21 protein-coding genes and 1 other RNA gene are annotated in these 23,489 nt (G+C 69.2%); 9 read left to right on the forward strand and 13 right to left on the reverse strand.

The features are described from left to right. Nucleotides 1-10 precede the first annotated feature (10 nt). The 4 genes from ACOPJ3_RS08830 to ACOPJ3_RS08845 all read right to left on the reverse strand — a co-directional run bounded on the left by ACOPJ3_RS08830 (nucleotide 11) and on the right by ACOPJ3_RS08845 (nucleotide 4,470). Nucleotides 11-1,252 carry an MFS transporter gene (locus tag ACOPJ3_RS08830; protein ID WP_427868818.1) on the reverse strand — a complete coding sequence of 414 codons (1,242 nt, stop codon included), beginning with the start codon at nucleotides 1,250-1,252 and terminating at the stop codon, nucleotides 11-13. A gap of 89 nt (nucleotides 1,253-1,341) precedes the next feature. Continuing rightward, nucleotides 1,342-1,998, reverse strand: coding sequence for an MBL fold metallo-hydrolase (locus ACOPJ3_RS08835; protein ID WP_427868819.1), 657 nt, complete (start codon nucleotides 1,996-1,998; stop codon nucleotides 1,342-1,344). Nucleotides 1,999-2,147: 149 nt separating this feature from the next. Beyond that, nucleotides 2,148-2,993: a universal stress protein gene (locus ACOPJ3_RS08840; RefSeq protein WP_427868820.1), complete on the reverse strand. Its 846-nt coding sequence runs from the start codon at nucleotides 2,991-2,993 to the stop codon at nucleotides 2,148-2,150. A gap of 37 nt (nucleotides 2,994-3,030) precedes the next feature. Beyond that, on the reverse strand, nucleotides 3,031-4,470 hold the full coding sequence (locus ACOPJ3_RS08845) for a glyceraldehyde-3-phosphate dehydrogenase (RefSeq protein ID WP_427868821.1): 1,440 nt from the start codon (nucleotides 4,468-4,470) through the stop codon (nucleotides 3,031-3,033). 203 nt (nucleotides 4,471-4,673) lie between these two features. On the opposite strand from ACOPJ3_RS08845, the gene ACOPJ3_RS08850 reads away from it, so the two are divergent. The 6 genes from ACOPJ3_RS08850 to rnpB all read left to right on the forward strand — a co-directional run bounded on the left by ACOPJ3_RS08850 (nucleotide 4,674) and on the right by rnpB (nucleotide 9,471). Further along, on the forward strand, nucleotides 4,674-5,573 hold the full coding sequence (locus tag ACOPJ3_RS08850; protein WP_427868822.1) for a MetQ/NlpA family ABC transporter substrate-binding protein: 900 nt from the start codon (nucleotides 4,674-4,676) through the stop codon (nucleotides 5,571-5,573). Nucleotides 5,574-5,728: 155 nt separating this feature from the next. Beyond that, nucleotides 5,729-6,757, forward strand: coding sequence for a methionine ABC transporter ATP-binding protein (locus ACOPJ3_RS08855; RefSeq protein ID WP_427868823.1), 1,029 nt, complete (start codon nucleotides 5,729-5,731; stop codon nucleotides 6,755-6,757). After that, nucleotides 6,757-7,422 (forward strand): methionine ABC transporter permease, encoded by a 666-nt coding sequence (locus ACOPJ3_RS08860; protein WP_427868824.1) that lies wholly within the window; start codon nucleotides 6,757-6,759, stop codon nucleotides 7,420-7,422. The genes ACOPJ3_RS08855 and ACOPJ3_RS08860 overlap by 1 nt, the downstream gene beginning before the upstream one ends. A 3-nt stretch (nucleotides 7,423-7,425) precedes the next feature. Then, the gene (locus tag ACOPJ3_RS08865; RefSeq protein WP_427868825.1) at nucleotides 7,426-8,280 is read left to right on the forward strand and encodes a Nif3-like dinuclear metal center hexameric protein; all 855 of its coding nucleotides are present in this window, start codon (nucleotides 7,426-7,428) and stop codon (nucleotides 8,278-8,280) included. Nucleotides 8,281-8,343: 63 nt separating this feature from the next. After that, a complete protein-coding gene (locus tag ACOPJ3_RS08870; protein WP_427868826.1) occupies nucleotides 8,344-9,072 on the forward strand; it encodes a zinc ribbon domain-containing protein in 729 nt (242 codons plus the stop codon). A gap of 21 nt (nucleotides 9,073-9,093) precedes the next feature. Further along, an RNA gene (gene rnpB, locus ACOPJ3_RS08875) (RNase P RNA component class A) lies at nucleotides 9,094-9,471 on the forward strand. A gap of 23 nt (nucleotides 9,472-9,494) precedes the next feature. Here rnpB and map read toward each other — a convergent pair. Beyond that, nucleotides 9,495-10,364: a type I methionyl aminopeptidase gene (map, locus tag ACOPJ3_RS08880; RefSeq protein WP_427868827.1), complete on the reverse strand. Its 870-nt coding sequence runs from the start codon at nucleotides 10,362-10,364 to the stop codon at nucleotides 9,495-9,497. Nucleotides 10,365-10,420: 56 nt separating this feature from the next. Between map and ACOPJ3_RS08885 the strand changes: the two genes are divergently transcribed. The 3 genes from ACOPJ3_RS08885 (at nucleotide 10,421) to ACOPJ3_RS08895 (ending at nucleotide 15,143) form a co-directional block, all read left to right on the forward strand. Continuing rightward, nucleotides 10,421-10,624 carry a methionine aminopeptidase gene (locus tag ACOPJ3_RS08885; RefSeq protein WP_427868828.1) on the forward strand — a complete coding sequence of 68 codons (204 nt, stop codon included), beginning with the start codon at nucleotides 10,421-10,423 and terminating at the stop codon, nucleotides 10,622-10,624. A 138-nt stretch (nucleotides 10,625-10,762) separates the two neighbouring features. Continuing rightward, a complete protein-coding gene (gene glnA, locus ACOPJ3_RS08890) occupies nucleotides 10,763-12,100 on the forward strand; it encodes a type I glutamate--ammonia ligase (RefSeq protein WP_427868829.1) in 1,338 nt (445 codons plus the stop codon). Nucleotides 12,101-12,110: 10 nt separating this feature from the next. Further along, complete coding sequence (locus ACOPJ3_RS08895) at nucleotides 12,111-15,143, forward strand: bifunctional [glutamine synthetase] adenylyltransferase/[glutamine synthetase]-adenylyl-L-tyrosine phosphorylase (protein WP_427868830.1); 3,033 nt, start codon at nucleotides 12,111-12,113, stop codon at nucleotides 15,141-15,143. Nucleotides 15,144-15,746: 603 nt separating this feature from the next. Here the strand turns inward: ACOPJ3_RS08895 and ACOPJ3_RS08900 are convergent. The 8 genes from ACOPJ3_RS08900 to ACOPJ3_RS08935 all read right to left on the reverse strand — a co-directional run bounded on the left by ACOPJ3_RS08900 (nucleotide 15,747) and on the right by ACOPJ3_RS08935 (nucleotide 23,465). Further along, nucleotides 15,747-16,937, reverse strand: coding sequence for a histidine kinase (locus ACOPJ3_RS08900; RefSeq protein ID WP_427868831.1), 1,191 nt, complete (start codon nucleotides 16,935-16,937; stop codon nucleotides 15,747-15,749). Between the two features lie 51 nt (nucleotides 16,938-16,988). Further along, nucleotides 16,989-17,855 (reverse strand): hypothetical protein, encoded by an 867-nt coding sequence (locus ACOPJ3_RS08905; protein WP_427868832.1) that lies wholly within the window; start codon nucleotides 17,853-17,855, stop codon nucleotides 16,989-16,991. 15 nt (nucleotides 17,856-17,870) lie between these two features. Beyond that, nucleotides 17,871-18,713: a hypothetical protein gene (locus ACOPJ3_RS08910; protein WP_427868833.1), complete on the reverse strand. Its 843-nt coding sequence runs from the start codon at nucleotides 18,711-18,713 to the stop codon at nucleotides 17,871-17,873. Nucleotides 18,714-18,715: 2 nt separating this feature from the next. Further along, complete coding sequence (locus ACOPJ3_RS08915) at nucleotides 18,716-19,633, reverse strand: ABC transporter ATP-binding protein (RefSeq protein ID WP_427868834.1); 918 nt, start codon at nucleotides 19,631-19,633, stop codon at nucleotides 18,716-18,718. A 132-nt stretch (nucleotides 19,634-19,765) separates the two neighbouring features. Continuing rightward, entirely contained in the window at nucleotides 19,766-21,115 is a 1,350-nt protein-coding gene (locus tag ACOPJ3_RS08920; protein ID WP_427868835.1) for an FtsX-like permease family protein, read from the reverse strand. Next, nucleotides 21,112-21,795 carry an ABC transporter ATP-binding protein gene (locus ACOPJ3_RS08925; protein ID WP_427868836.1) on the reverse strand — a complete coding sequence of 228 codons (684 nt, stop codon included), beginning with the start codon at nucleotides 21,793-21,795 and terminating at the stop codon, nucleotides 21,112-21,114. The genes ACOPJ3_RS08920 and ACOPJ3_RS08925 overlap by 4 nt, the downstream gene beginning before the upstream one ends. A 207-nt stretch (nucleotides 21,796-22,002) precedes the next feature. Next, a complete protein-coding gene (locus ACOPJ3_RS08930) occupies nucleotides 22,003-22,695 on the reverse strand; it encodes a response regulator (RefSeq protein ID WP_427868837.1) in 693 nt (230 codons plus the stop codon). After that, nucleotides 22,692-23,465, reverse strand: a complete 774-nt coding sequence (locus ACOPJ3_RS08935; RefSeq protein WP_427868838.1) for an ABC transporter ATP-binding protein — start codon at nucleotides 23,463-23,465, stop codon at nucleotides 22,692-22,694. The genes ACOPJ3_RS08930 and ACOPJ3_RS08935 overlap by 4 nt, the downstream gene beginning before the upstream one ends. Nucleotides 23,466-23,489 lie beyond the last annotated feature (24 nt).

Genomic DNA, 23,489 nt, shown 5'->3' on the forward strand with positions numbered 1-23,489 from the left:
CGGTCCCGGATCAGTCCTCGCCCACGACGGGGATCCCGACCGTGTTGCGGTTGCGCGCCTTGTCGCGCCGCTCCACGGCGACCCCGATGAGCGCGAGCACGAGCCCGAGCGCCGCGAGCACGGCGCCGACCCAGCCGGGCGCGAGGTAGCCGAGCCCGCCCGCGATGACGAGCCCGCCGAGCCAGGCGCCGAGGCTGTTGCCGATGTTGAACGCGGCGTGGTTCACGGCCGCCCCGAGCAGCGCGGCCTCGTGGGAGACGCGGATGAGGCGCGCCTGGATCGAGGGGATGAGCGCCGATGAGGTGACGCCGAGGAGGAACGCCGCGGCGAAGAGGCCGACAGGGTGCGAGGCGACGAAGCCGTAGCCCGCGAGCACCGCGATGAAGCTCGAGAAGCCGATCAGGATCGTCTTCGTGAGGTCCTTGTCGCTCGCCCAGCCGCCGATGAGGTTGCCGATCGTCATGCCGATCCCGAGCACCGCGAGCACCCAGGGGACGGCCGCGGGGGAGAGCCCCGTCTCGCGGGTCGTGACCTCGGCGATGTAGCTGTAGACGGCGAAGAAGCCGCCGAAGCCGATCGCGCCGACGGCGATCATGATCCAGACCCGGAAGTTCGTGAAGGCGCCGAGCTCGCCGAGCGGGCTGCGATCCGGCCGGCCGGGCACGCGCGGCAGGAAGAGCAGGGTGAGCAGCAGCGTCACGGCGAAGATGACGGCGACGAGCACGTAGGCCCAGCGCCAGCCGGCGAGCTGGCCGAGCCAGGTCGCGAGCGGCACGCCGACGACGTTCGCGATCGTGAGCCCCGAGAGCGCGAGGGCGATCCCGCGCCCCTGCATCCCCGGCCCCATGATGCGCGCCGCGAGGAGCGACGCGACGCCGAAGTAGGCGCCGTGGGGGAGCGCAGCGATGAAGCGGAAGACCGCGAGCGTGCCGAAGCTCGGCATGATCGCCGAGGCGAGCGAGCCGACGACGAAGAGGCCGAGGAGCCAGAAGGTGAGCGTCGACATCGAGGCGCGCGCGCCGAGCACCGCGAAGGTCGGCGCGCCGACGATCACCCCGAGCGCGTAGGCGGTGATGAGGATCCCGGCCTGCGCGATGACGCGGGTCGGATCCTGCTCGAAGCCGGGGAGGAGCTCACCCGCGATGTCGGGCAGAAGGCCCATCGTCGCGAACTCGGTGACCCCGATCCCGAAGCCGCCGAGCGCGAGCGCGAAGAGCGCGATGCCGCGGCGTGCTGGCGTGAGGGTGGGCATGGGGCTCCTCGGAGTCGTGGCTGGTCACCCGACTACTCCGCCCGGTGGAAGGACGTGCCTACGATACAGGCCCGCAGATGAACGGCGTGTTACCAGCCCCGCGAGAGCCACTCCTGCAGCTGCGGCTCCTCGCGCTCGATCGTGGTGCTCGCACCGTGCCCCGGCCGCGCCACGGTCTCGCCGGGGAGCGTGAAGAGGCGATCCTGGATCGACTGGACGATCTGGGGAAAGCTCGAGTAGTCCCAGCGCGTGGCGCCCGGGCCGCCCTCGAACAGCGTGTCGCCCGTCAGTACGGTGCCGAGCGACGGGATCGCGAAGCACACCGAGCCGGGCGTGTGACCGGGCGTGTGCAGCGTCACGACCTCGGCCCCGGCGACGAGGAAGCTCGCGCCGTCGGCGAGCTCGAAGTCGGGGAGCCGTTCGCCGTAGACCTCCTGCCACAGGAAGAGGTCGGCCGGGTGCAGGTAGATGTGGGTGTCGAGCGCCCGCGCGGTGTCGAGCGCCACGCTGATGTGGTCCTCGTGGCCGTGGGTGAGGAGGATGCCGAGCGCCTCGCGGTCACCGACGCCGCGGATGATCGCCTCGGCGTCGTGCCCAGCGTCGACGACGAGCACGGACTCCTCGTCGCCGAGCAGCCAGACGTTGTTCTCGAGCAGGAATCCCTCGGGCGGGGCCCCCTCGCGGCCTGCGCCGATGTATCCCTGGGTGATGACCCGGTCGATGCGTGGTCCTGCGGCTTCGCTCATGCCTCAACGCTATCCCGAATCGGCGCGGGCCGGGCACACGCGAAGGGGGCACACGCGAAGGGGGCACACGCACAGCGGGGCGGGGCCCGGTGCTCCGGATCCCGCCCCGCTTCGGCGTGCGTGCGCGCGTGCGTGCGCGTGTGCGGCCGCTAGGCGCGCGTCACCACGACCGGGCACGGCAGCGCCTGCAGCACGCCGTGGCTCACGGAGCCGAGCAGCAGGCGCGTGATCCCGCCGCGGCCGCGGCTGCCCACGACGAGCAGCTCGGCGCCCTGCGCGGTGTCGACGAGCGCCGCCACGGGCGGCGACTGCACGATCTCGCGTCGGATCTCGAGGTCGGGGTAGCGGCTCGCGAGACCGGCGACGCCGATCGCGATCGCCTCCTCGGCCGCCGAGCGCTGCGACTCGACGAGCTCCTCGCTCCAGAGGTACTCGAGGCCCGGGGTGAGCGGCGGCATCCACGCGTAGACGGCGGTGAGCGCGAGGCCGCGCGTCGAGGCCTCCTCTGCCGCGAACGCGATGGCCTTCTTCGAGGCCTCCGAGCCGTCGACGCCCACGACGACGCTGCCGCCGGGGGCGGGCGACGTCTTCGGGATCACGGCGACGGGGCAGTGCGCCGTCGCCGCGACCTTGACCGCGCGCGTGCCGAAGAAGGAACCGGCGAATCGGCTGCCCTCGTGCGCGCCGAGGACCAGGAGATCGGCGCGCTTCGACGCCTCCTCCACCTCGGCGATCGGGTGGCCGACGACCGCGGTGCCCGAGATCTCGCCCTTGTAGCCGAGGCTGCGGGCGTACTCGATCTCGGCCTGCAGCATCTGCTCAGAGGCCTGCTGGGCCTCCGAGAGGAACGCGACGCTCTCCGACAGGAACGAGTCGTCGGCGACGTGGAGAAGCTCCACGCTCGCGCCGCGCTCGGTCGCCCGCGCGAGGCCCCAGGCCAGCGCGACCCTGCTCTGCTCGGAACCGTCGACTCCGATGAGGTACTTCTCCGACATTGCGATCCTTTCCTCGGGATGGTGCCTGTTCTCGGCGCTAGGCGTCGAGAGCCGGAAGGTGCGCGGGGTGGCTGCCCGCGAGCTGCTCGATGATGCGGACCACCTGGCAGCTGTAGCCGTACTCGTTGTCGTACCAGACGTACAGCACGGCGCTGTCGCCCGTCACGATGGTCGCGAGGCCGTCGACGACGCCCGCGCGGTTCGAGCCGACGAAGTCGGTCGAGACGATCTCGGGGGACTCGACGTAGTCGATCTGAGTGCGGAGCGCGCCCGTGAGCGAGACCTGCTCGAGGAAGGCGTTCAGCTCGTCGCGGTCGGTCTCCTGCTCGAGCTGCAGGTTCAGCACGGCCATCGACACGTCGGGGGTGGGAACGCGGATCGCGTTGCCCGTGAGCTTGCCCTCGAACTCCGGCAGCGCCTTCGACACGGCCTTCGCGGCGCCCGTCTCGGTGAGCACCATGTTGAGCGCCGCCGAGCGGCCGCGGCGGTCGCCCTTGTGGAAGTTGTCGATGAGGTTCTGGTCGTTCGTGTACGAGTGCACGGTCTCGACGTGACCGCGCTTCACCCCGTAGCGATCGTTGATGACCTTGAGCACGGGCGTGATCGCGTTCGTGGTGCAGGACGCCGCGCTCACGATCGTGTGCTCGTCGGTGATCTTGTCGCTGTTCACGCCGAACACGATGTTCAGCATGTCGCCCTTGCCTGGCGCCGTGAGCAGGACGCGCGAGATGCCCTGGTTCTGCAGGTGCTGCCCGAGGCCCTCGGCGTCGCGCCAGCGGCCCGTGTTGTCCACGAGGATCGCGTTCTCGATGCCGTACTGCGTGTAGTCGACCGAGGCCGGGTCGTTCGAGTAGATGACCTGGATCCGGACGCCGTTCGCGAGGATGACGTTCTCGTCCTCGAGCACCTTGATCGTGCCGTTGAACGGGCCGTGCACCGAGTCGCGGCGGAGCAGGTTCGCGCGCTTCACGAGGTCGTTCTCCGAGCCCTTGCGCACGACGATCGCGCGGAGGTTCAGGCCCTTGCCGCTGCCGGAGTGGTCGATGATGATGCGGGCCAGGAGGCGGCCGATCCGGCCGAAGCCGTAGAGCACCACGTCGGTGCCCTCGCCGCGCTCCGCGCCGATCGCGGGGGCGAGCGCCTCGCGGAGGTACGCCTCGAGATCCGCTGCGCCCGACTCGCGGAAGCCCTTCGCGAGCAGCGCGAGGTCGACCGACACGGGGCCGGGCTGGATCTTCGCGAGCGCCTCGACGATGGCCGAGGTCTCCTCGAGCGGCAGCTCGACGAGGTCGATTTTGCGGGCGTAGCTGTGGGCCCGGATGATGTCGATCGGCGAGCGCCCGATGAGGCTGCGGCCGTGGACCGACATGACCACGTCGTGATCGCGGTAGAGCTGTCCGATGAGCGGGATCATCCGCTCGGCGAGTTCCTGCTTCGCCTTCCAGTCCTCGAGATGAGCATCAGCACGCTTGTTCATATGAACGGAGAGTTCCTTTCGGGATCCTGAAGGGGGTCGGCCTGCCCGCCGGCGACGCTTCTTCGTCACCTCTAGTATCCCATGCGGATGACGCCGTATGACACCGGGATTTCCCGCGCAACGGGCCTATCGACCAGGCTTGAACCCGTCACCCGCGTGCGCCACGAGCGCCGCACACCTTTCGAAACGAAACGGGATCACACATGTCCTTCAAGAAGCGCGGCATCCTCGCCGCCTCCACAGCGGCGTTCGTCCTCGCGGCCTCGCTCGTCGGGTGCGCGCCCGGCGGCGACGGCGGCTCCGACGAGTCTGCCACCGTGAAGCTCGGCGTCGTTGGCGCGAGCGATCCGTACTGGGCCACGTTCACCGAAGCGGCGAAGGCCGAGGGGATCGACGTCGAGATCCAGGACTTCACCGACTACAACCAGCTGAACCCCGCGCTCAGCGAGGGCGAGCTCGACCTGAACCAGTTCCAGCACATCGTGTACCTCGCCGACTACAACGTCGCGAACGACGACGACCTCGTCGCGATCGGCTCGACGGCGATCTACCCGCTCGCGATCTTCTCGACGAAGCACAAGTCGCTCGACGAGATCCCGAAGGACGGCGTCGTCGCGATCCCGTCCGACCCGACGAACCGTGCGCGCGCGCTCAACGTGCTGCAGAGCGCCGGCCTCGTAAAGCTGAAGGGCGGCGGATCGCTTTTCTCGACCCCCGATGACATCGAGGCGTCCGGATCCAAGGTCACCGTCACCGAGATGGATGCCGCGTTCACCGCGACGTCGCTCGCCGACGTCGACGCGGCCGTCGTGAACAACGACTTCGTGACCGACGCGGGCCTCGAGTTCTCCGACGCCCTGTACCAGGACGACCCCGAGGACGAGGGCGCGAAGTACTTCATCAACATCTTCGCCGCCCGCGCCGAGGACAAGGACAACAAGACGTTCAAGAAGCTGGTGGAGATCTACCAGACGAACGCGGACGTCCAGAAGGGCGTCAAGGAGAACTCGGGCGACAGCGCCATTCTCCTGCAGACCCCGGTCTCCGAGCTCGCCGAGATCCTCGCCGACTCCGAGAAGCAGGTCAAGGAGAACAAGGGCTAAGGCCCACGCACCGCATAGGATCGGGGCGTCCGGAATTTCACCGGGCGCCCCGCTCGCGTTTCTGCTCCCCGCGGTCCGCGCGCCGCGCGGCTGCGCGACAACGAACACGACCTGCACGACACCACGCTCGGCACAGCCGAGGAAGGGAGACGCCCATGGCACGCGTCCAGATACTCGGCGTATCGAAGCGCTATCCGGGCAGAGGAAGGGACGCCGCGGAGGTCGTGGCCGTCGACGACGTCACGATCGACGTCGCATCCGGCGAGATCCACGCGATCATCGGCTACTCGGGCGCGGGCAAGAGCACGCTGCTCAGGCTCGTCAACGGCCTCGAGCGCGCGAGCTCGGGCCGGATCCTCGTCGGCGACCACGAGATCACGGCGCTCAGCGAGTCGAAGCTGCGCGGCGTGCGCGCCGGCATCGGCATGATCTTCCAGCAGTTCAACCTCTTCCACTCGAAGAAGGTCGCGAAGAACGTCGAGTACCCGCTCATCGTCGCGGGCATGCCCCCGGCCGAGCGCAAGGCGCGCGTGGCCGAGCTCCTCGACTTCGTCGGCCTCGCCGATAAGGCCGACGCGTACACGGATCAGCTCTCCGGCGGCCAGAAGCAGCGCGTCGGCATCGCCCGCGCGCTCGCGACGAACCCCGGCCTCCTCCTCGCGGACGAGGCGACGAGCGCCCTCGACCCCGAGACCTCGCAGGAGGTGCTCGCGCTGCTCAAGCGCATCAACGCGGAGCTCGGGATCACGATCATCCTGATCACCCACGAGATGGAGGTCGTGCGCGAGATCGCGAGCCGCGTCACCGTCATGGACAGAGGCCGCGCCGTCGAGCAGGGCGAGGTGTTCGACGTGTTCTCGGCGCCGCAGACCGACACGACCCGGCGCTTCGTCGCGACGGCGCTTCCCACGGCGCCGGATCCCGAGCACCTCGACGAGCTCCGCCAGCGGCACCGCGGCAGGCTCGTCTCGCTCACGTTCCGCGACGGCGACGTGGACCAGCCGGTCGTGTTCCGCACCCTCGCGGAGCGCGGCGTCGGCGTCAGCATCGTGCACGGCGGGATCACCGACGTCGGCGGCCGCAGCTTCGGCCGCCTCACCCTCGAACTCATCGGCGACGACCTGAAGGTCGAGCACGCCGTCGCGGCGCTCGGCCAGGAAGCCGATCTGGAGGTGCTCGCCTGATGGACAAGCTGATCGAGCTCCTCTCGAACGGAAAATTCCTCGAGGCGACATTCCAGACCCTGAGCTACGTCGTCGTCGCGATGGGCGTCGGCGGCGTGCTCGGCCTGATCGTCGGCGTCTTCCTGACCGTGACGCGGCAGGGCGGGATCATGCAGAACCGCCCCGCGTTCTTCATCCTGAACTTCCTCGTGAACTTCTTCCGCCCGATCCCGTTCGTGATCCTGATCGCGGCTATCCAGCCGCTGTCGAGGCTGATCATGCAGACGGGCATCGGCGACCGCGCGCTCATGTTCACGCTCTCGTTCGCCGCGACCTTCGGCATCGCGCGCCTCGTCGAGCAGAACCTGCTCACGGTGCCGCCCGGGGTCATCGAGGCCGCGCGCGCCATGGGCGCCGGGCCGATCCGGACCATCCTCACGGTGCTGATCCCCGAGGGTCTCGGCCCGCTCGTGCTCGGCTACACCTTCGCGTTCATCGCGGTCGTCGACATGACGGCGATGGCCGGTGTGATCGGCGGCGGCGGACTCGGTAACCTGGCCTTGCAGTACGGATATCGCCAGTTCAACCCGTGGGTCACCTGGGGTGCCGTGCTCGTCATCATCGTCATCGTGCAGCTCGTGCAGGTGCTCGGCAACGTCATCGCCCGCAAACTTCTCAGGAGGTAGCTCGTGGTCCAGGAAGCAGCGTGGAAGCTCGCCGATCTCAGGCGCGTCGCGCAGGAGTTCTGGCCGGAGGAGACCGCCGAGGGCTGGGATCGCGTCGGACTCGTCACGGGCCGCGACGACCAGCCGCTGCGCCGTGTGCTGCTCGCGGTCGACGCGGTCGCGGCGACCGTCGACGAGGCGGTCGCGTGGGACGCCGATGCGCTCCTCACCCACCACCCGCTGCTGCTGCGCGGCGTACACACGATCGCCGAGGACACGGGCAAGGGAGCGCTGCTCGCGCGCCTGATCCGGGGCGAGTGCGCGCTGCTCGCGGCGCACACGAACGCCGACGCGCCCGCGGGCGGCGTCTCCGACGTCATCGCGGAGCGCCTCGGGCTCGTCGGCGCCGAGCCGCTCGTGCCGGGAGGACCGGGCGCGCTGCCCGGCGCCGGCATCGGCAGGGTCGGCCAGCTTCCCGCGCCGCTCACCCTCGCCGAGTTCGCCGCGCACGTCGCGGGCGTCATGCCGCGCACGGTGCAGGGCGTCCGCGTCGCGGGCGATCCCGGCCGCGGGGTGGAGCGCGTCGCGCTCCTCGGCGGCGCGGGCGACAGCCTCCTCGACCACCCGCTCGTGCGGGGCGCGGATGTCTACCTGACCTCGGATCTTCGCCACCACCCCGCGCAGGACGCGCTCGAGCTCGCGGCGGCGGCCGGCGGGCCGGCGCTCGTCGACGTCGCCCACTGGGCGAGCGAGTCGCTCTGGCTCGAAGGCGCGGCCGAGCGGCTCGCTGAGCGGCTGCCGGGCGCCGAGTTCCGCGTGAGCGGGATCCGGACCGACCCGTGGACGTTCGCGGTCGGCGCGGAGACGGCCGGAGACTGACGCGACGCGGCCGGGGGACCACGCTCCGGGACGGCGGCCCGGATCGCCGCTATGCTGTGCAGCATGAAGGCCAGCCCCCGCCAGCAGCGACTCCTCCTCGATCTCCAGGACCTTGACACCGCGACCGCGCGGCTCAAGCGCAAGCGAGCCGGGATCCCCGAGCGCTCGGAGCTCGCGGCCCTCTCCGGGGAGGCCGAGTCCGCGAAGGCGAGCTTCATGGAGGCGCAGCGCGAGCTCGACGGCCACGGCGCCGAGCTCGCCCGGATCGAGGCCGACGTCGAGATGGTCAGGCAGCGCAGGACCCGCGACGAGCAGCTCCTCGCCGTGAGCACCTCGCCCAAGGAGGCGCAGGCACTGCAGTCGGAGCTCGACACCCTCACCCGCCGCACGGGCGAGCTCGAGGACCGCGAGCTCGAGATCATGGAGGCCCAGGAGGCCGCCCAGGCCGGGTTCGACGCGGCCGAGGCCGTGCTCTCGGGCGTCGAGGCGAAGCGCACGGCGCTGCGCGAGCAGATCGCGGCCGCCGAGGCCGAGATCGACGCGCAGCTCGCGAGGCAGGCGGACGAGCGCGGGGGACTCTCCGCGGAGATCCAGCGCGACCTCGTGGAGATCTACGAGGACCTGCGCGGCAGGATCGGGATCGGCGCGGCCAGGCTGCGCGGCAACGTTTCCGAGGCGAGCAACATGTCCCTCACGCCGGCCGAGCTCAGCACGATCCGCGCGACCGCGGACGACGAACTCATCTTCTGCCCGGGCACCGGCGCGATCCTGGTCAGGGTCGAGGGCGAGTAGCCGCTAGAATCGAAGGCGGAATGGGCCGGTGAGACGGTCGCGTCGCGTCGCCGCGTGCGGTGGCGCGCCGAGGAACGTCCGGGCTCCGCAGGGGAGAACGGTGGGTAACGCCCACCCGGGGAAACCCGCGAGAAAGTGCAACAGAGAGTAGACCGCCACTCGGCTCGCGCCGAGGGGTAAGGCTGAAAGGGTGGTGTAAGAGACCACCGGCGCCCGTGGTGACACGGGCGGCCAGGTAAACCTCGTTCGGAGCAAGGCCAGACAGAGGATGACGACGCGCCCCGCCGAGTCCTCGGGTAGGCCGCTAGAGAGCACTGGCGACAGTGATCCGAGAGAGATGGCCGTCACCGCCCGGTTCGCCGGGCGGGACAGAACCCGGCGTATGATCCGGCCCATTCCATCCCGCCGGGCGGTCTCGCGCCCTACTCCGAGAGCGTCAAGATCTCGAAGCCGTCGTCGCGGATCAGCACCGTGTGCTCGAACTGCGCCGTGAGGCTCTTGTCCTTCGTCGTCACGGTCCAGTCGTCGTCCCACTGATCCCAGGTGTGGGTGCCGAGCGTGAGCATGGGCTCGACCGTGAACACCATTCCGGGCACGATCACGTCCGAGTAGCTCGGCGCCGAGTCGTAGTGCGGGATGATGAGGCCGGTGTGGAACGCGGCGCCAACGCCGTGGCCCGTGAAGTCGCGAACGACGCCGTAGCCGAAGCGCTTCGCGTAGGTCTCGATGACGCGGCCGATCACGTTGACCTGCCGGCCCGGCTTCGCCGCCTTGATCCCGCGCATCATCGCCTCGTGGGTGCGCTCGATGAGGAGGTCGACCTCCTCGGAGACGGCGCCGACCCGGTACGTCCGGTTCGTGTCGCCGTGGAAGCCGTCGAGAAAGGCCGTCACGTCGACGTTCACGAGGTCGCCCTCGCGGAGCACCGTGTCGTCCGGGATCCCGTGGCAAATGACCTCGTTCACCGAGGTGCAGGAGGACGCCCGGTAGCCGCGGTACCCGAGCGTCGACGGGTAGGCGCCCGCCGCCACGACCGACTCGTGGGCCACGCGGTCGAGCTCGGCCGTCGTGACGCCCGGCCGCACGGCCTCGCCGACCGCGTCGAGCGCGCGGGACGCGATCCGGCCGGCCGCCCTGATCTTCTCGATCTCCTCCGCCGTGTACGTGTTGTCGCCCGTGTACTCCGGCGGCGCCTGGAGGCCGACGTAGGGCGGGCGCGCGATACTCGCGGGCACGGTGCGGACGGGGGGAAGGGATCCGGGGACAAGATGTCCGTGTGCATCGAAGGGCATGCCAATAGTCTATGAAGTACGCCTGACAGTGTTCGGGCGGGGAAGGAGCGCTCGCTATGAGCAAGAAGGACTGGGGGATCGACGATCCCCAGGAGACCTATTGGTTCAACACGCACACCGGACAGGTGGAGGTGGGGCCGCAGTCGCTGGCCGTCGACCGCCTCGGGCCGTTCGCCACGCGCGAGGAGGCCGAGCGGGCGAACGAGATCGTGGCGGAGCGCGCCAAGGCGTGGGCCGACGAGGACGCGGCGGAGGACTGATCCGCGGCGTGCGGCGGCGGGGTGCAGGATCCCGCCGCCGTAACACGCCCGACACAGGCCCGATGTAGTCTGAAGCCGAGTGGCGACGACGAGCCGCGCCCACCGCGCGGCACGCGCAATCAGCGAATGGAGGCGGGAGTGAGCAAGCAGAGGGATTTCGTTCTTCGCACGATCGAGGAGCGCGGAGTCAAGTTCGTGAGGCTGTGGTTCAGCGACGTCTCCGGCACGCTGAAGTCGGTCGCTCTCGCGCCGGCCGAGGTCGAGGGGGCGTTCACCGAGGGCATCGGCTTCGACGGCTCCGCGATCGAGGGGCTCACGCGCGCCTACGAGTCGGACCTGCTCGCGATCCCGGATCCCTCGACGTTCCAGCTGCTCCCGTGGCGGAGCATCGAGGCGCCGACCGCCCGCATGTTCTGCGACATCCGCACGCCGAACGGCGAGCCCGCCGTGGCCGACCCCCGCAACGTGCTCAAGCGCACGCTCGCGCACGCGGCCGATCAGGGCTTCACCTTCTACACGCACCCCGAGATCGAGTTCTACCTGCTGAAGTCGAAGGAGTTCGGGCCCGAGGGCCCCGTGCCGGTCGACCGCGCGGGCTACTTCGACAACGTGCCGGGGGGCACGGCGCACGACTTCCGCCGCGAGAGCGTCTCGATGCTCGAGGAGCTCGGGATCTCGGTCGAGTTCAGCCACCACGAGGCAGGCCCCGGCCAGAACGAGATCGACCTGCGCTACGCCGACGCGCTCACGACGGCGGACAACCTCATGACCTTCCGCACGGTGGTGAAAGAGGTCGCGATCTCGCAGGGCGTGCACGCGACATTCATGCCGAAGCCGCTCGCGGGGCAGCCGGGATCCGGCATGCACACCCACCTCTCGCTCTTCGAGGGAGACACGAACGCCTTCTACGATCCGGCCGCGAAGTACCAGCTCTCGCAGACCGGCAGGCGCTTCGTCGCGGGTCTCCTGCGGCACGCCCCGGAGATCACGGCGGTCACGAACCAGTACATCAACTCCTACAAGCGGATCTGGGGCGGCGACGAGGCCCCCTCGTTCGTGAGCTGGGGCCACAACAACCGCTCGGCGCTCGTGCGCGTGCCCATGTACAAGCCGGGCAAGGGCGGCGCGGCGCGCGTCGAGTACCGCGGCCTCGACAGCGCGGCGAACCCCTACCTCGCGTACTCCGTGCTGCTCGCGGCCGGCCTACGCGGGATCCGCGACGAGTACGAGCTGCCGCCCGAGGCGGAGAACAACGTGTGGGCGCTCAGCGACGGCGAGCGGCGCGCGATGGGCTTCGACCCGCTGCCGGCGAGCCTCGACCACGCGCTCGCCGTGATGGAGCGCTCTGAGCTCGTTGCCGAGACGCTCGGCGAGCAGGTCTTCGCCTACTATCTGCGCGACAAGCGGCGCGAGGTGGCCGAGTATCACTCGCAGGTCACCCCGTACGAGCTCGCGTCGATGCTCGACACGATCTGACGCAAGCGACGTGCAGGGCACTCGGCCGGTTCCGAAGCTCGCGGAGGTCGCGCGGGCAGGCTTCCAGGACCTCTCGGAGGCCCGGGATGAGATTCACGCGCTCAGCACGAGCATCGGGGTCGGGGTCGAGTGCCTGCTCGACGCGTTCACGCAGGCGGCGGATCCCGACGCGGCGCTGATCCGGATCCGGGGCATCCACGACCGCCATCCCGACGCGCTCGACGGCCTCGACGAGGCCTGCTGGGTGCGGCTCTGCCTGCTCGTCGGAGCCTCGCCGGCGCTCGGCGACTTCTTCGAGCGGCGCCCGGAGCGCCTCCGCGAGATCCTGGCCGCAGGCGGCCGTCTGATCGACGCCGAGACGGCGCGGGGCGAGCTCCTCGCTGCGGTCGAGGAGGCGCCCGGCGGCGCGCCGCTCATCGCGGAGGAGGGATGGAACGCGCTCCGGATCCGGTACCGCGAGCTGCTCGCGACGCTCATGCTGCACGACCTCGAGCGCGGGGCCGAGGGGCTCGCGGCCGAGTGCTTCGAGGCCGTGGCCGACTCGCTCGCGATCCTCGCTGACGCCGCGATCGAGGCCTCGCTCGCGGTCGCGCGGCACACGCTCGCGGCGGGCGTCTCGGGGCCCGCGGTCCCGGCGGAGCGCCTCGCCGCGACCCGGCTCGCGATCGTCGCGATGGGCAAGTGCGGCGCCCAGGAGCTGAACGTCGTCTCCGACGTCGACGTCGTATTCATCGTGGACTCGGCCGACGACGACGTGATCGACGGCGACGCGCTCATCAGGGTCGGCACGCGCCTCGCGACGGAGACGATGCGCGGGATCCACGATCCGCTCATCGAGCCGCCGCTCTGGCAGCTCGACGCGAACCTGCGCCCCGAGGGGCGCCACGGTCCGCTCGTGCGGACCCTCGGCTCCATGATGAACTACTACGACCGCTGGGCGAAGGGCTGGGAGTTCCAGGCGCTCCTGAAGGCGCGGCCGCAGGCGGGCGACCAGGAGCTCGGCGCCGAGTTCGTCGCGCGCACCCGCGAGGCCGTCTGGAGCTCCTCGTCGCGCGAGGACTTCGTGGGCTCAGTGCAGCGCATGCGCGAGCGGGTCACTGAGCACATCGACGATGACGAACTCGAGGTGCAGCTGAAGCTCGGGCCAGGCGGCCTGCGCGACATCGAGTTCAGCGTGCAGCTCCTCCAGCTCGTGCACGGCTACTACGACGAGCGCCTGCACCTGCGCGGCACGCTGCCCGCGCTCCGCGCCCTCGTCGAGGGCGGCTACGTGGCGCGCAGCGACGGCGACCGGCTCATCGCCGACTACCGCTTCCTCCGGGTGCTCGAGCACCGCCTGCAGCTGCGCGACCTCAGGCGCACGGCGCTCATGCCGACCGACGACGAGGGCCTGCGGGTCCTTGCCCGCGCGAGCCGCCTCGCCGCGAACGGGCAGGAACTCCTGCGCGCGTGGGAGCGCACGAAGCGCGAGGTCCGCGAGCTCCACCTCAAGATCTTCTACGCGCCGCTCCTGAGCGCCGTCGCCGAGCTGCCGGAGGAGGAGCTCATCCTCGGCAGCGACGAGGCGCGCGCCCGACTCGCGAGCATCGGCTTCAAGGACCCGGACGGCGCGATCCGGCACCTCGGCGCGCTCACCCGCGGCACGTCGAGGCGGGCGCGGATCCGGCGCAATCTCATGCCCGTGATCCTGCGCTGGCTGGCCGACGGCACGGATCCAGACTACGGGCTTCTCGCCTTCCGCAGGATCAGCGAGGCGAACCAGGAGAACCCCTGGTATCTGCGGCTGCTCCGCGACGGCACGGACGCGGGGGAGCGGCTCATGCGCGTGCTCTCCTGCTCCCGTTTCACGGCCGAGCTGCTCGAGTCGCTTCCCGACGCGGTCGCGTGGCTCGAGCGCGACGAGACGCTCCGGCCTGCCGGACTGCAGCAGCTCTTCGACGAGATGCGCGCGCTCGCCTCGCGGCGCTCGACGCTCGACGAGGCGGCCGCCGCGCTCCGTGCGGTGCACCGCAGGGAGATCCTGCGCCTCGCGATGGGCCGCGTCGCCGGCGTCCTGAGCGAGGCCGACGTCGCTGCGGGCCTCGACGCGGCCCACACGGCGCTCCTCGACGCGCTGCTGCGGGTCGTGCAGACCGCGGCCGCGGCTGCTCCGGATCCCTGCCCCGTCGAGATCGCGCTCATCGGCATGGGCCGCTACGGCGGCGGCGAGCTCGGCTTCGCCTCGGATCTCGACGTCATCGCGGTGTTCCGCGCGCCGGAGGAGGTGGCGCCGGATCGCGCCTCGCGCGAGGCGGCCAGGCAGGTCGCCGAGCTGCGCCGCCTCGTCTCGGACCCGCGCTTCAAGGTCGACCTCGACTTCGACCTGCGCCCCGAGGGCAAGAACGGCCCGATCGTGCGCAGCCTCGAGGCCTACCGTAAGTACTACGAGCGCTGGTCGCTCACCTGGGAAGCGCAGGCCCTTCTGCGCGCCCGCCCGGTCGCGGGCGACGCGTGGCTGGGCACGGCGTTCACGGAACTCGCCGACCGGATCCGGTTCCCGGAGAAGTTCGGCGAGAACGAGACGCGCGAGGTGCGGCGCCTGAAGGCCCGCGTCGAGGCGGAGCGGCTGCCGCGGGGCGAGGATCCGTCGCGCCACCTGAAGCTCGGCCCTGGCGGGCTGAGCGACGTCGAGTGGCTCGTCCAGCTGCTCCAGCTCAGGAACGGCCACGAGCACCCCTCGCTGCGCACGGTGTCGACGCTTCAGGCGCTCGACGCCGCGGTCGAGCTGGAGTTCCTCGACCCCGACGAGGCGGAGCACCTGCGCGATTCCTGGCGATTCGCGAGCGAGGTGCGCTCGGCGCTGAAGCTGTGGACCGGGCGCTCCTCGGACTCGCTCCCGCGCGACCGGGGTGACCTCGAGGGCGTCGCTGGCGTTCTGGACCTGCCGAGGGGGCGCACCTCGGAGATCGAGGAGCGCTGGCTCGGGCTCTCGCGCCGCGCGCGGGCCGTGTTCGAACACCGCTTCTACGGATTCGTCGACGACGGGATCTACCCGCTGTTTTGACCGCGGCCTTGCCGTTCACCGGAAGGTAACGCAACAGACAGCCACGTTCACCGGCAATCCCTTCCCAAATCCGTTATCGAAGCGTAATCTCATCGTTATGCAGTACTTACAAACATTCCTCGAGGCCCTTCTCGCTGAGGACGGGGCAGAGTTCGAGGACGAACTGGAATCCTGACCGCCAGCAGCGCATCTTGCCGTAGCAACAGTGCCGTTGCCCAACCAAGAACAACGCCCCCGCTCGAATCTGAGCGGGGGCGGTGTGCGCACTACCGGCGTGAGCCTGGCAGCCGGGTATCGTTCGGACGCAGGCCCAGGGCGCTTCAGAGGTGGGTCTGATGCACGTTGAGGTGACAGTTTGACCTATCCGTGGATCAGACCCGCTCGACACGATGCCACGATCACCTGGTCAGTGCGACTTCGAAACTCCACGCCGCTCAGGTCCACAATGTAGGGTGAATTGCAGCGAATGCCACATGCAATCTCTGACGCCCCTGGCACACGCGGTGCCATGAGTGTGGAGGCCGAGGACCTCGATGAACTACGCACCGGCCTACAGGAGGGCAACCAGATCCTCTCGATCACGCGCGTGTGACGCCAGAGGTGTCAGACGTCCTCGCCTCGCTGCAGCGGGATCCTCACATCAAACAACCAGCCACCCTCTGCTCTCGGCCCGGCCTCCGCAGAGCCGCCGAGGAGCCGAGCCCGCTCTCCGATGCCGACGATCCCCTGGCCGGAGCCGTGCGTGAAGGTGCTCTCGCTACGTCCGTCGTCGCTGACTTGCAGATACACTTCGTCGGCGGTGACTGCAAGCCGGAGCTCGACCCTCGTGGCGTCGTTCGCGTAGCGGAGCGCGTTCGTCAGCGCCTCCTGCGCGATCCGGTAGATGGCAGTGCGCAGGTTCGGCGACAGCCCTGTCTCCGTGCCGTCGCGCACCAGCACGACCGGCAGGTGCGCAGTGCGGAAGACTTCGACGAGCTCCTCCAGCGACGGTACGTTGTAGCCGGAGTTGTCCAGCGCATCGTCGAGCTTCTCATCGGATGTCCGCAGCACGCCGATGATGGTCTGCATCTCGATGAGCGCGTGGCGGCTCGTCGCCGCGAGGTGGACGATAGCCCGCGCGGACTGCTCCGGGTCGCGTTCTCGTGATGCGGCCGCGCCGTCGGCCAGGGCGATCATGACGGAGAGCGAGTGCGCGACGACGTCGTGCATCTCGGCGGCGATGCGAGTGCGCTCGAGCTGTCGCGCGTTCTCGATGCGCTGCGCGATCAGCTCGCCGACTGCGGCTCGACGGTCTCTCCGGCCTCGTGTGGCGAGTCCCAGTCCGACGGCGATGAGTGCGAATGCGTCGATCACCGTGGTGGGAAAGAACGCGTGGCCTGTGATCAGCCAGCGGACGCCCGTCCCGGCCGCCGTGATCCCGAACACGGCGGCGACCCCGACGATCGTCCGCACGAATGGCCCGCTGCTGGCGAGGGCGTATCCGGTGAAGGCAAACGCCGCCGTCAGGCTCATCGCCGGGTGGATGCAGGACACCAGGGCCAGGGCAATCATCACCCAGAAGGCGTGGTCTCTGCGCCACCAGAGAGCGACGCCTGCGAGGATCACCGCGGCCCAGGCCGTGATGGGCTGCTCACCACCGCTGAACGAGAGTGCGATCAGCTGCGGGAGCACGCTCACCGCGATGATCAGGCCGTCGACGAGGCGAGGGCGGGAGAGCAGCCAGCGCGCGGGCGGCCACACGTCCGGGTCGATGTCGCTCGCCCGAATGCGTGTGATGAGGCCCTTCGTAGTCAACAGCTCTCCCTTCCGACGTGCCTCAACTCTGTCACATGAGGAAGAACCGACTCAGGCGTCGCGCCGGCGAAGCACGATGCTCGCCAGTGCCACCATGACGACCGCCCAGCCGCTGAGGACCGCCATGCCGGGCCAGGCTTCGAGATCGGCGGGGTTCGGGAATGTCGTGAGGACCACGCGCCCTGCCACCGAAGGCAGGTAACCGACGATCGTCGTGACGACGTCATTGCCGATCGATTCCAGGATCGACGGCAGGATGCTGAACAGTAACACCGGGACGGCGATGCCGGCGATGACGTTCTTCACCAGCAGCCCGAACGCGAGCGAGATGATCCCGATCAGCCCCATGAACAGCCCGGACGCCGCGGCGAGCGTCGCCACCTCGGGCAGGTCGATCTCGTACGTCACATCGCTCGTGTACAGCACGGCGAAGGCCACGAACATGGCAAGCGTCGATGCGGTCGCCCCGACGAGGAGGCCAAGCACGCCGATCACGACGCTTTTGGCGAGCACTACGGGCACCCGCTTCGGCGTGGCGAGGAAGGAGAGCTGGATCTGCCCGGAGCTAAACTCAGTGGTCGCGAACAGCACCGCAACAACGGCGAAAACGATCGCCATCCAGAGCACCGTGTCCACGAAACGGAGTTCCGTCACGCTCGTGATCGGCTCCGCGTTCGGGTTCTGATTCCCCGACGGCGACAGCAGTGAGAGCGACGACAGCAGCGCCGCGAGCACAATGAATACACCCAGCACCGCGGTCGTGATGGGTCCGGTCTTGAGGGTAAAGAACTTGGTGATCTCGGCATTAATCGTCGCCAGGAAGCCTCCCGAGCGAACCGGGACACCAACGAGTGAGGAGGGCGGAGGCGCGCCTTGGGTCTGAGTCGTAGTCATGGGGTATGCGATGTGCTTTCTCATGAGAGGAACAAGAGGTCAGGCGTCGCGGTAACGCAGGGTCAGGCCACCGGCGACGAGGAACGCAAGCGCCCAGCCGGCCAGGATGACGAGTCCCCAACACGGATCGACGATCGTCGCAGTCGGGTCGGGTGACAGGTACTGGGAGCCGACAACGGTCGGCAGGTAGACCATGAGCTTCGCGACCCACTCCACCGGCACGGCGGACAACACAATTGGTGCGACGGTGAGCAGCACGACGACGGTGATGAAGCCGGCGACCAGCGAACGGATCAGCGCGGCGAGGCCGACGGCGAGCACACCCATTAGCGCGAGGGAGACGCCGCTGCCGACGATGATGCGCGCGATACCGTCGGGGGCGCCGCCGACGGCGAGGTCCACGCCAGCGAGGAGCCCGGGAGCCACGAGCAGCACGATCGCGCTGCCAAGGGCTCCGACGACGAGGCCGGCGATGCCCATCAGCCCGGCCTTCGCCGCCAGGACAGGGATTCGCTTCGGTGCCGCGAGCAAGGACGGCTGCATGGTCGCCTGCGTGTACTCCGAGGCGGTGAACACCGCGGCCAGGATGCCGAGCACGACGTACGCGTACTGCATGCCGTCGAGGAACTGTCCGGGCGGAAGCGCAGGAACAGCGCCTGTCCCTGCCGCCTGACCCGCGTCGGCGTTCCAGACCAGCGAGAACGCGCTGAGCAGCCCCATGCCGACGATGAGCGCCAGCACGGCCGCCGTGGTGATCGGGTACGACACCAGCGTGCGGTACTTGATCCACTCGGCGTGCAGCACCGTGAGCACCGTCACTGGGGCGGCGCGTCGTCGCAGCGTCTCGCGCGCTGCGAGCGGTCGCGCCAGAGGCTCAGCCATGGTCATTGCCCCGTCCCTGGTGCTTCGGAGCTGTACTCGACCTGGTCGCGCGTCAGCTCGCGGTAGACGTCCTCAAGACTGGCGTTTACGACGCTGAGCTCGGTCAGCACAATGCCGTTGCGAGCGGCCCGCGCTGCGATGTCATCGGCTGTGAGACCCGAGACTTCGACCGTGCCGTCGGTGATCAACGTACGCGTGACATTCTCGCCGGCGAGGACGTCCATGAGCTTCGCGGGACGGGCACTGCGCACCCGGATCCGGTCCGGCTGGTCGACGAGCTCCGCGAGCGGCTTGTCGGCGATGATGTGTCCCTTGCCGATGATCACGACGTGATCGGCGACGAGCGACAGCTCGCTCAGCAGATGCGAGGACAGTAGGACGGTGCGGCCTTCGCGGCCGAGCTGCTTCAGCAGGTTCCGGATCCAGATCACGCCGTCCGGGTCGAGTCCGTTCACCGGCTCGTCTAGGATCAGCGTGTGCGGGTCGCCGAGGAGTGCGACGGCCAGGCCAAGTCGCTGGCCCATACCGAGGGAGAATCCGCCGACCTTTTTGCCGGCGACGCTGGAGAGCCCCGCGATGCCCATGACCTCCTCGACGCGCGCCTTCGGTAGCCGGTGCGTCGCGGCGATCCAGCGCAGGTGCTGGTAAGCGGTGCGCGAGCGGTGCGCCGACTTTGCGTCCAACAGCGTGCCGACGTGACACAGCGGAGCCTTCAGCTCACGGTACGGCTTCCCGCCGATGAGCCCGCGGCCGCTGGTGGGGTGGTCGAGGCCGACCAGAGACCGCATTGTGGTTGACTTGCCTGCGCCGTTGGGTCCGAGGAACCCGGTGACGGCTCCGGGGCGGATCTCGAACGTAACGTCCTGAATGGCGTACTTGCTCCCGTATCGCTTGGTCAGTCTATCGGCGACGATCGTCATCGGGCACTCTCCTTCACTGGTGGTGGATGCGGCGAGATCCGCCACGTTCACCACGCTAGGAAGGAGCGCTTGTCACCCGATGCCACCCCAGGGTTGAGTGTGAGGTGGCACCGCAGGTGGATATCGCCGTCGCTACAGCGCGCGCTCGGGTGTCGCGAGGACGCCCTGTAGTACTGGCCGGGTCGCCTGGACGGCGGCGAGCACCAACAGCACGCCAAGGATCAGCAGTGCGACGACGCCGAGCAGGAACAGGGGCGAGGAGGCCAGGGAGATCACCAAGACGAGGAAGTCCAGCGCCGTGCTGAGCAGGGCGGCTCCCACAGTGGCGATGCCGAGCGGGATCCACACGGCGCGCCGCCTCGCCCGCTGCATGAGCGAGCGGGGCACGCCGACCCGGTCGAGTGCCACGTAGGTCGCGCGTCGGTCGAGGATCTCGGCGGCCTGGGTGATGCCGACCGAGCAGCCGACGATGAGGAACGCGACGACCACGGCGACGATCGCCACGGTGCGGAAGTCGGCGAAGAGCATCAGGGCCGCGGACCCCACGGCGTTGGAGCTCGTCGCGATGGTGTTCAGGTATCCAAGCACGGAGCCGGCGGGCACGACGATGAACGTGGCGATGCCGACCGGTGCGACCTGCCGCCACGCTGCTTTCGGGTCCTCGAGTACGCTGCGCGTAGATAGGAGCCCTGAGAGGTCCTTCGCGCGCCGCCGGCGCAGTTGAGCGATCCAGCGGGTGAGCACTGGGCCGACGAGATTCACGGCGGTCATGATCGTGGCGAGGGCGACGATGTAGCCGATAGCGATACCCGTCACGCCCCAGTTCTGCCCGGCCAGCTGCATGACCACGAGACCTACCACGATGACCGCGACACCAATTAGCAGCGCTCGGGCCCGCGCGCCCCGAGGGACAGCTCGGACCCGCACCGCGAGCGGGCTCACCTCGATGCGCCGGAGGCCTGCGACGACGATCGCCACGACAAGCAGCTCGATGAGCACCGCCACGCCGACCATCACAGGCCAGGGCAGCCAGGTGTCTTCTGGCTGGGTGGCCAGGCCTTGGACCGGGATCAGCGCCACGAGCGGCGCGACGGCCAGGTAGGTTGCCGTGCCCGCGACGATGCCGAGAGCGGAGTCGATCGCCATCTCGCCGACGGCGACCCGGCGCAGGAACCGGCCGCTCGCACCGAATAGCCGAAGGGTTGAGAGCCGGTCGTCGCGTCGCCGGGTTGAGAGTCGGGTCGCGGCGCTCACGAGGGAGATTACGGGCGCCAGCAGGAACACCATCAGCGCCCCGCCAAGGAGCGCGTAGGCGCTGAACGCGTTGTCGCGCACCGCCCAGAGCCGTAGAGCCAGAGCCACAGCCCCGAAAGTCACCACGGTGACGACGGTGAAGGCCACCGCGGGCAAGAGCACCGCGTCGATGCCGAGCCGCGACGGGCGCAGTAGCATCCGGACGAGCGCGGCGTTCCCAGTGCTCATGACGCGACCTGGACGTCCGACACCACGCGTCCGTCGCTCATGCGGATGATGCGGCCGCAGCGCGCGGCGACGGACTCGTCGTGGGTGACGATCACGAGCGCGCGCTGCTGGCCGGCAGTGTGCACAAGAAGCAATTCCAGAACCTCTGTGGCCGTTCGTGAATCCAGCGCGCCGGTGGGCTCGTCGGCGAAGACCACACGGGCGTCCGAGGCGATCGCCCGAGCGATGGCGACCCGCTGCGCCTGGCCGCCGGAGAGCTGGCCCAGCCGTCGAGCATCGAGCCCGCCGAGTCCGACCTGCGCCAGGAGCTGCCCGGCCCGTGCCACGGCATCACGGGATGAGGTGCCGGTCAGCATGAGCGGCACCGCAACGTTCTCCGCCGCGGTGAGCTCGCTGAGAAGCAGCCCCTGCTGGAAGACGAAGCCGAAATCGCGGGCTCGCAGCGCCGCACGGGCATCGTCGTCGAGCGCTCCGAGGTTCTGTCCGCCGGCCGGGCCCGAGTACAGCACGTCGCCGGAGTCCGGGCGGGTGATCCCGGAGAGGATCTGCAGCAGCGTGGACTTGCCGCAGCCCGAGGGACCCATCACCGCCAGCGACTCGCCGGCGAGGACGGCGAGCGTCACGCTATGCAGCGCCACCGTCTCGCCGTAGTGTTTCACCACACCGAAGGCCTGCAGCACCAGAGGCGCTCCGTTGCTTGCTGCCTGCGCTGCTGCCTCCATAGTTCTTGCCGCCGTCCTGTCGTCGTGTGCTGCTCGACCGGGCCCAGAAGAGCGGGCCAGTACTTCGACGCTAGGCAGATCGCACAGGCACAACGACCACCCTGGGGTTGATTTGCGAGGGCTCTCAGCCGATCAGCGGAGACATGCTGATCGCGGCGGCATGCCCTACAGTGCGGGGTCGATGTCCCGGTGCAGCGACTGCTCTCGAGCGAAGATCACCGCCTGCACGCGATCACGCAGGTCGAGCTTCGCGAAGATCCGGTTCACGTGCGTCTTCACGGTGGCCGTCGAGAGGAAGAACAGCTCGCTGATTTCCTGATTCGACAGGCCCCGGCCGATACTGGCGAGCACCTCGAGCTCCCGCGGGCTCAGAAGGCCTAGACGCTCGTCGCTGGGATGCAGCGCTCCTGCCGACTCGTCGGGTGTGACGAACGCGTCGATGAGCCGGCGCGTGATCCGCGGCTCGACGACGGCGTCCCCCTGTGAGACCACGCGCACGGCGTTGATCAGCATGTCGGGGGTGGCGCTCTTCAGCAGGAACGCGCTGGCTCCGGCCTGCAAGCTACCGAAAGCGTACCTGTCCAGATCGAACGTGGTGAGCACGACGACCCGGACGTCGATCGAGGCACTGGTAATCAGCCTGGTTGCCTCGATGCCGCCCATGCCGGGCATCCGCACGTCCATCAGCACGACGTCGGGCTTCAATGCCTCGACCTGGGCGACGGCTTCCTCGCCGGAGGCGGCCTCGCCGACGACGGTGATGTCGTCGGCGCTGTCGAGCACGAGAGGGTTGCCGAGGCGCGACAGCTCGTGATCGTCGACGATCAGGACCGTGATCTGCTCCTCGTTCGCTGTCACGATGGCTGCACCTCCAGGTCGACGTCTTGTTCCCATTCTCTCGCAACGAGCATCTGTTGTTGAGCGGTCATGAGATAGAACTCGTTGCGCTCGAGAAGCTCCCTGTGCGTGCCGTTGTCCTCGATCGACCCGTCGCGCATGACGATGATCTGGTCGCTATCGACGATGGTCGAAAGTCGATGCGCAACGATCAGCTGCGTGGTTCCAGGAGTCATCTCGGACAAGGCCTTCTGCATGAGCGAGTCGTTCGGGCTATCGATCTGCGACGTTGCTTCATCGAGCAGCAGCACCGGCCTCTGCGCGAGGAGTGCGCGTCCGATCGCGAGACGCTGACGTTCTCCACCCGAGAGGTTCGCTCCTTGGTCGCCCAGGCGCGTCTCGTTACCGTCTGCGCCCTGGCTCAGCAGATAAGCCAGGTTGACACGTTCGAGCGCATTGCGGCATTCGACATCGCTGGCATCGCGGGCACCCAGTCGTAGATTCTCGAAGATTGACCCGGCCAGTACGGGCGCATCTTGCTGGACGTAGGAAAACATCTCGCGCAGGCCGTCGACATTGAGGCTCTGGATGTCGATACCGCCCAGTGCGATCGCTCCGGCGTCGACGTCATAGAAGCGCTCCAATAGGCTCAGCAGCGTCGACTTTCCCGCACCGCTGGGGCCGACGATGCCGACCTTCTCGCCTGGAGCTACCTGGAACGTCACCTCGGCGACGGTGGAGCGATCGGATTCCCGGGAGCCGCGTGACGCGTCCGGGTACGCGAAGGTCACGCCGGAGAAGGAGATGGTTGTGTC

Origin of the sequence: Leucobacter luti (assembly GCF_050310065.1) — a bacterium.
GTDB lineage: Bacteria > Actinomycetota > Actinomycetes > Actinomycetales > Microbacteriaceae > Leucobacter > Leucobacter luti_B.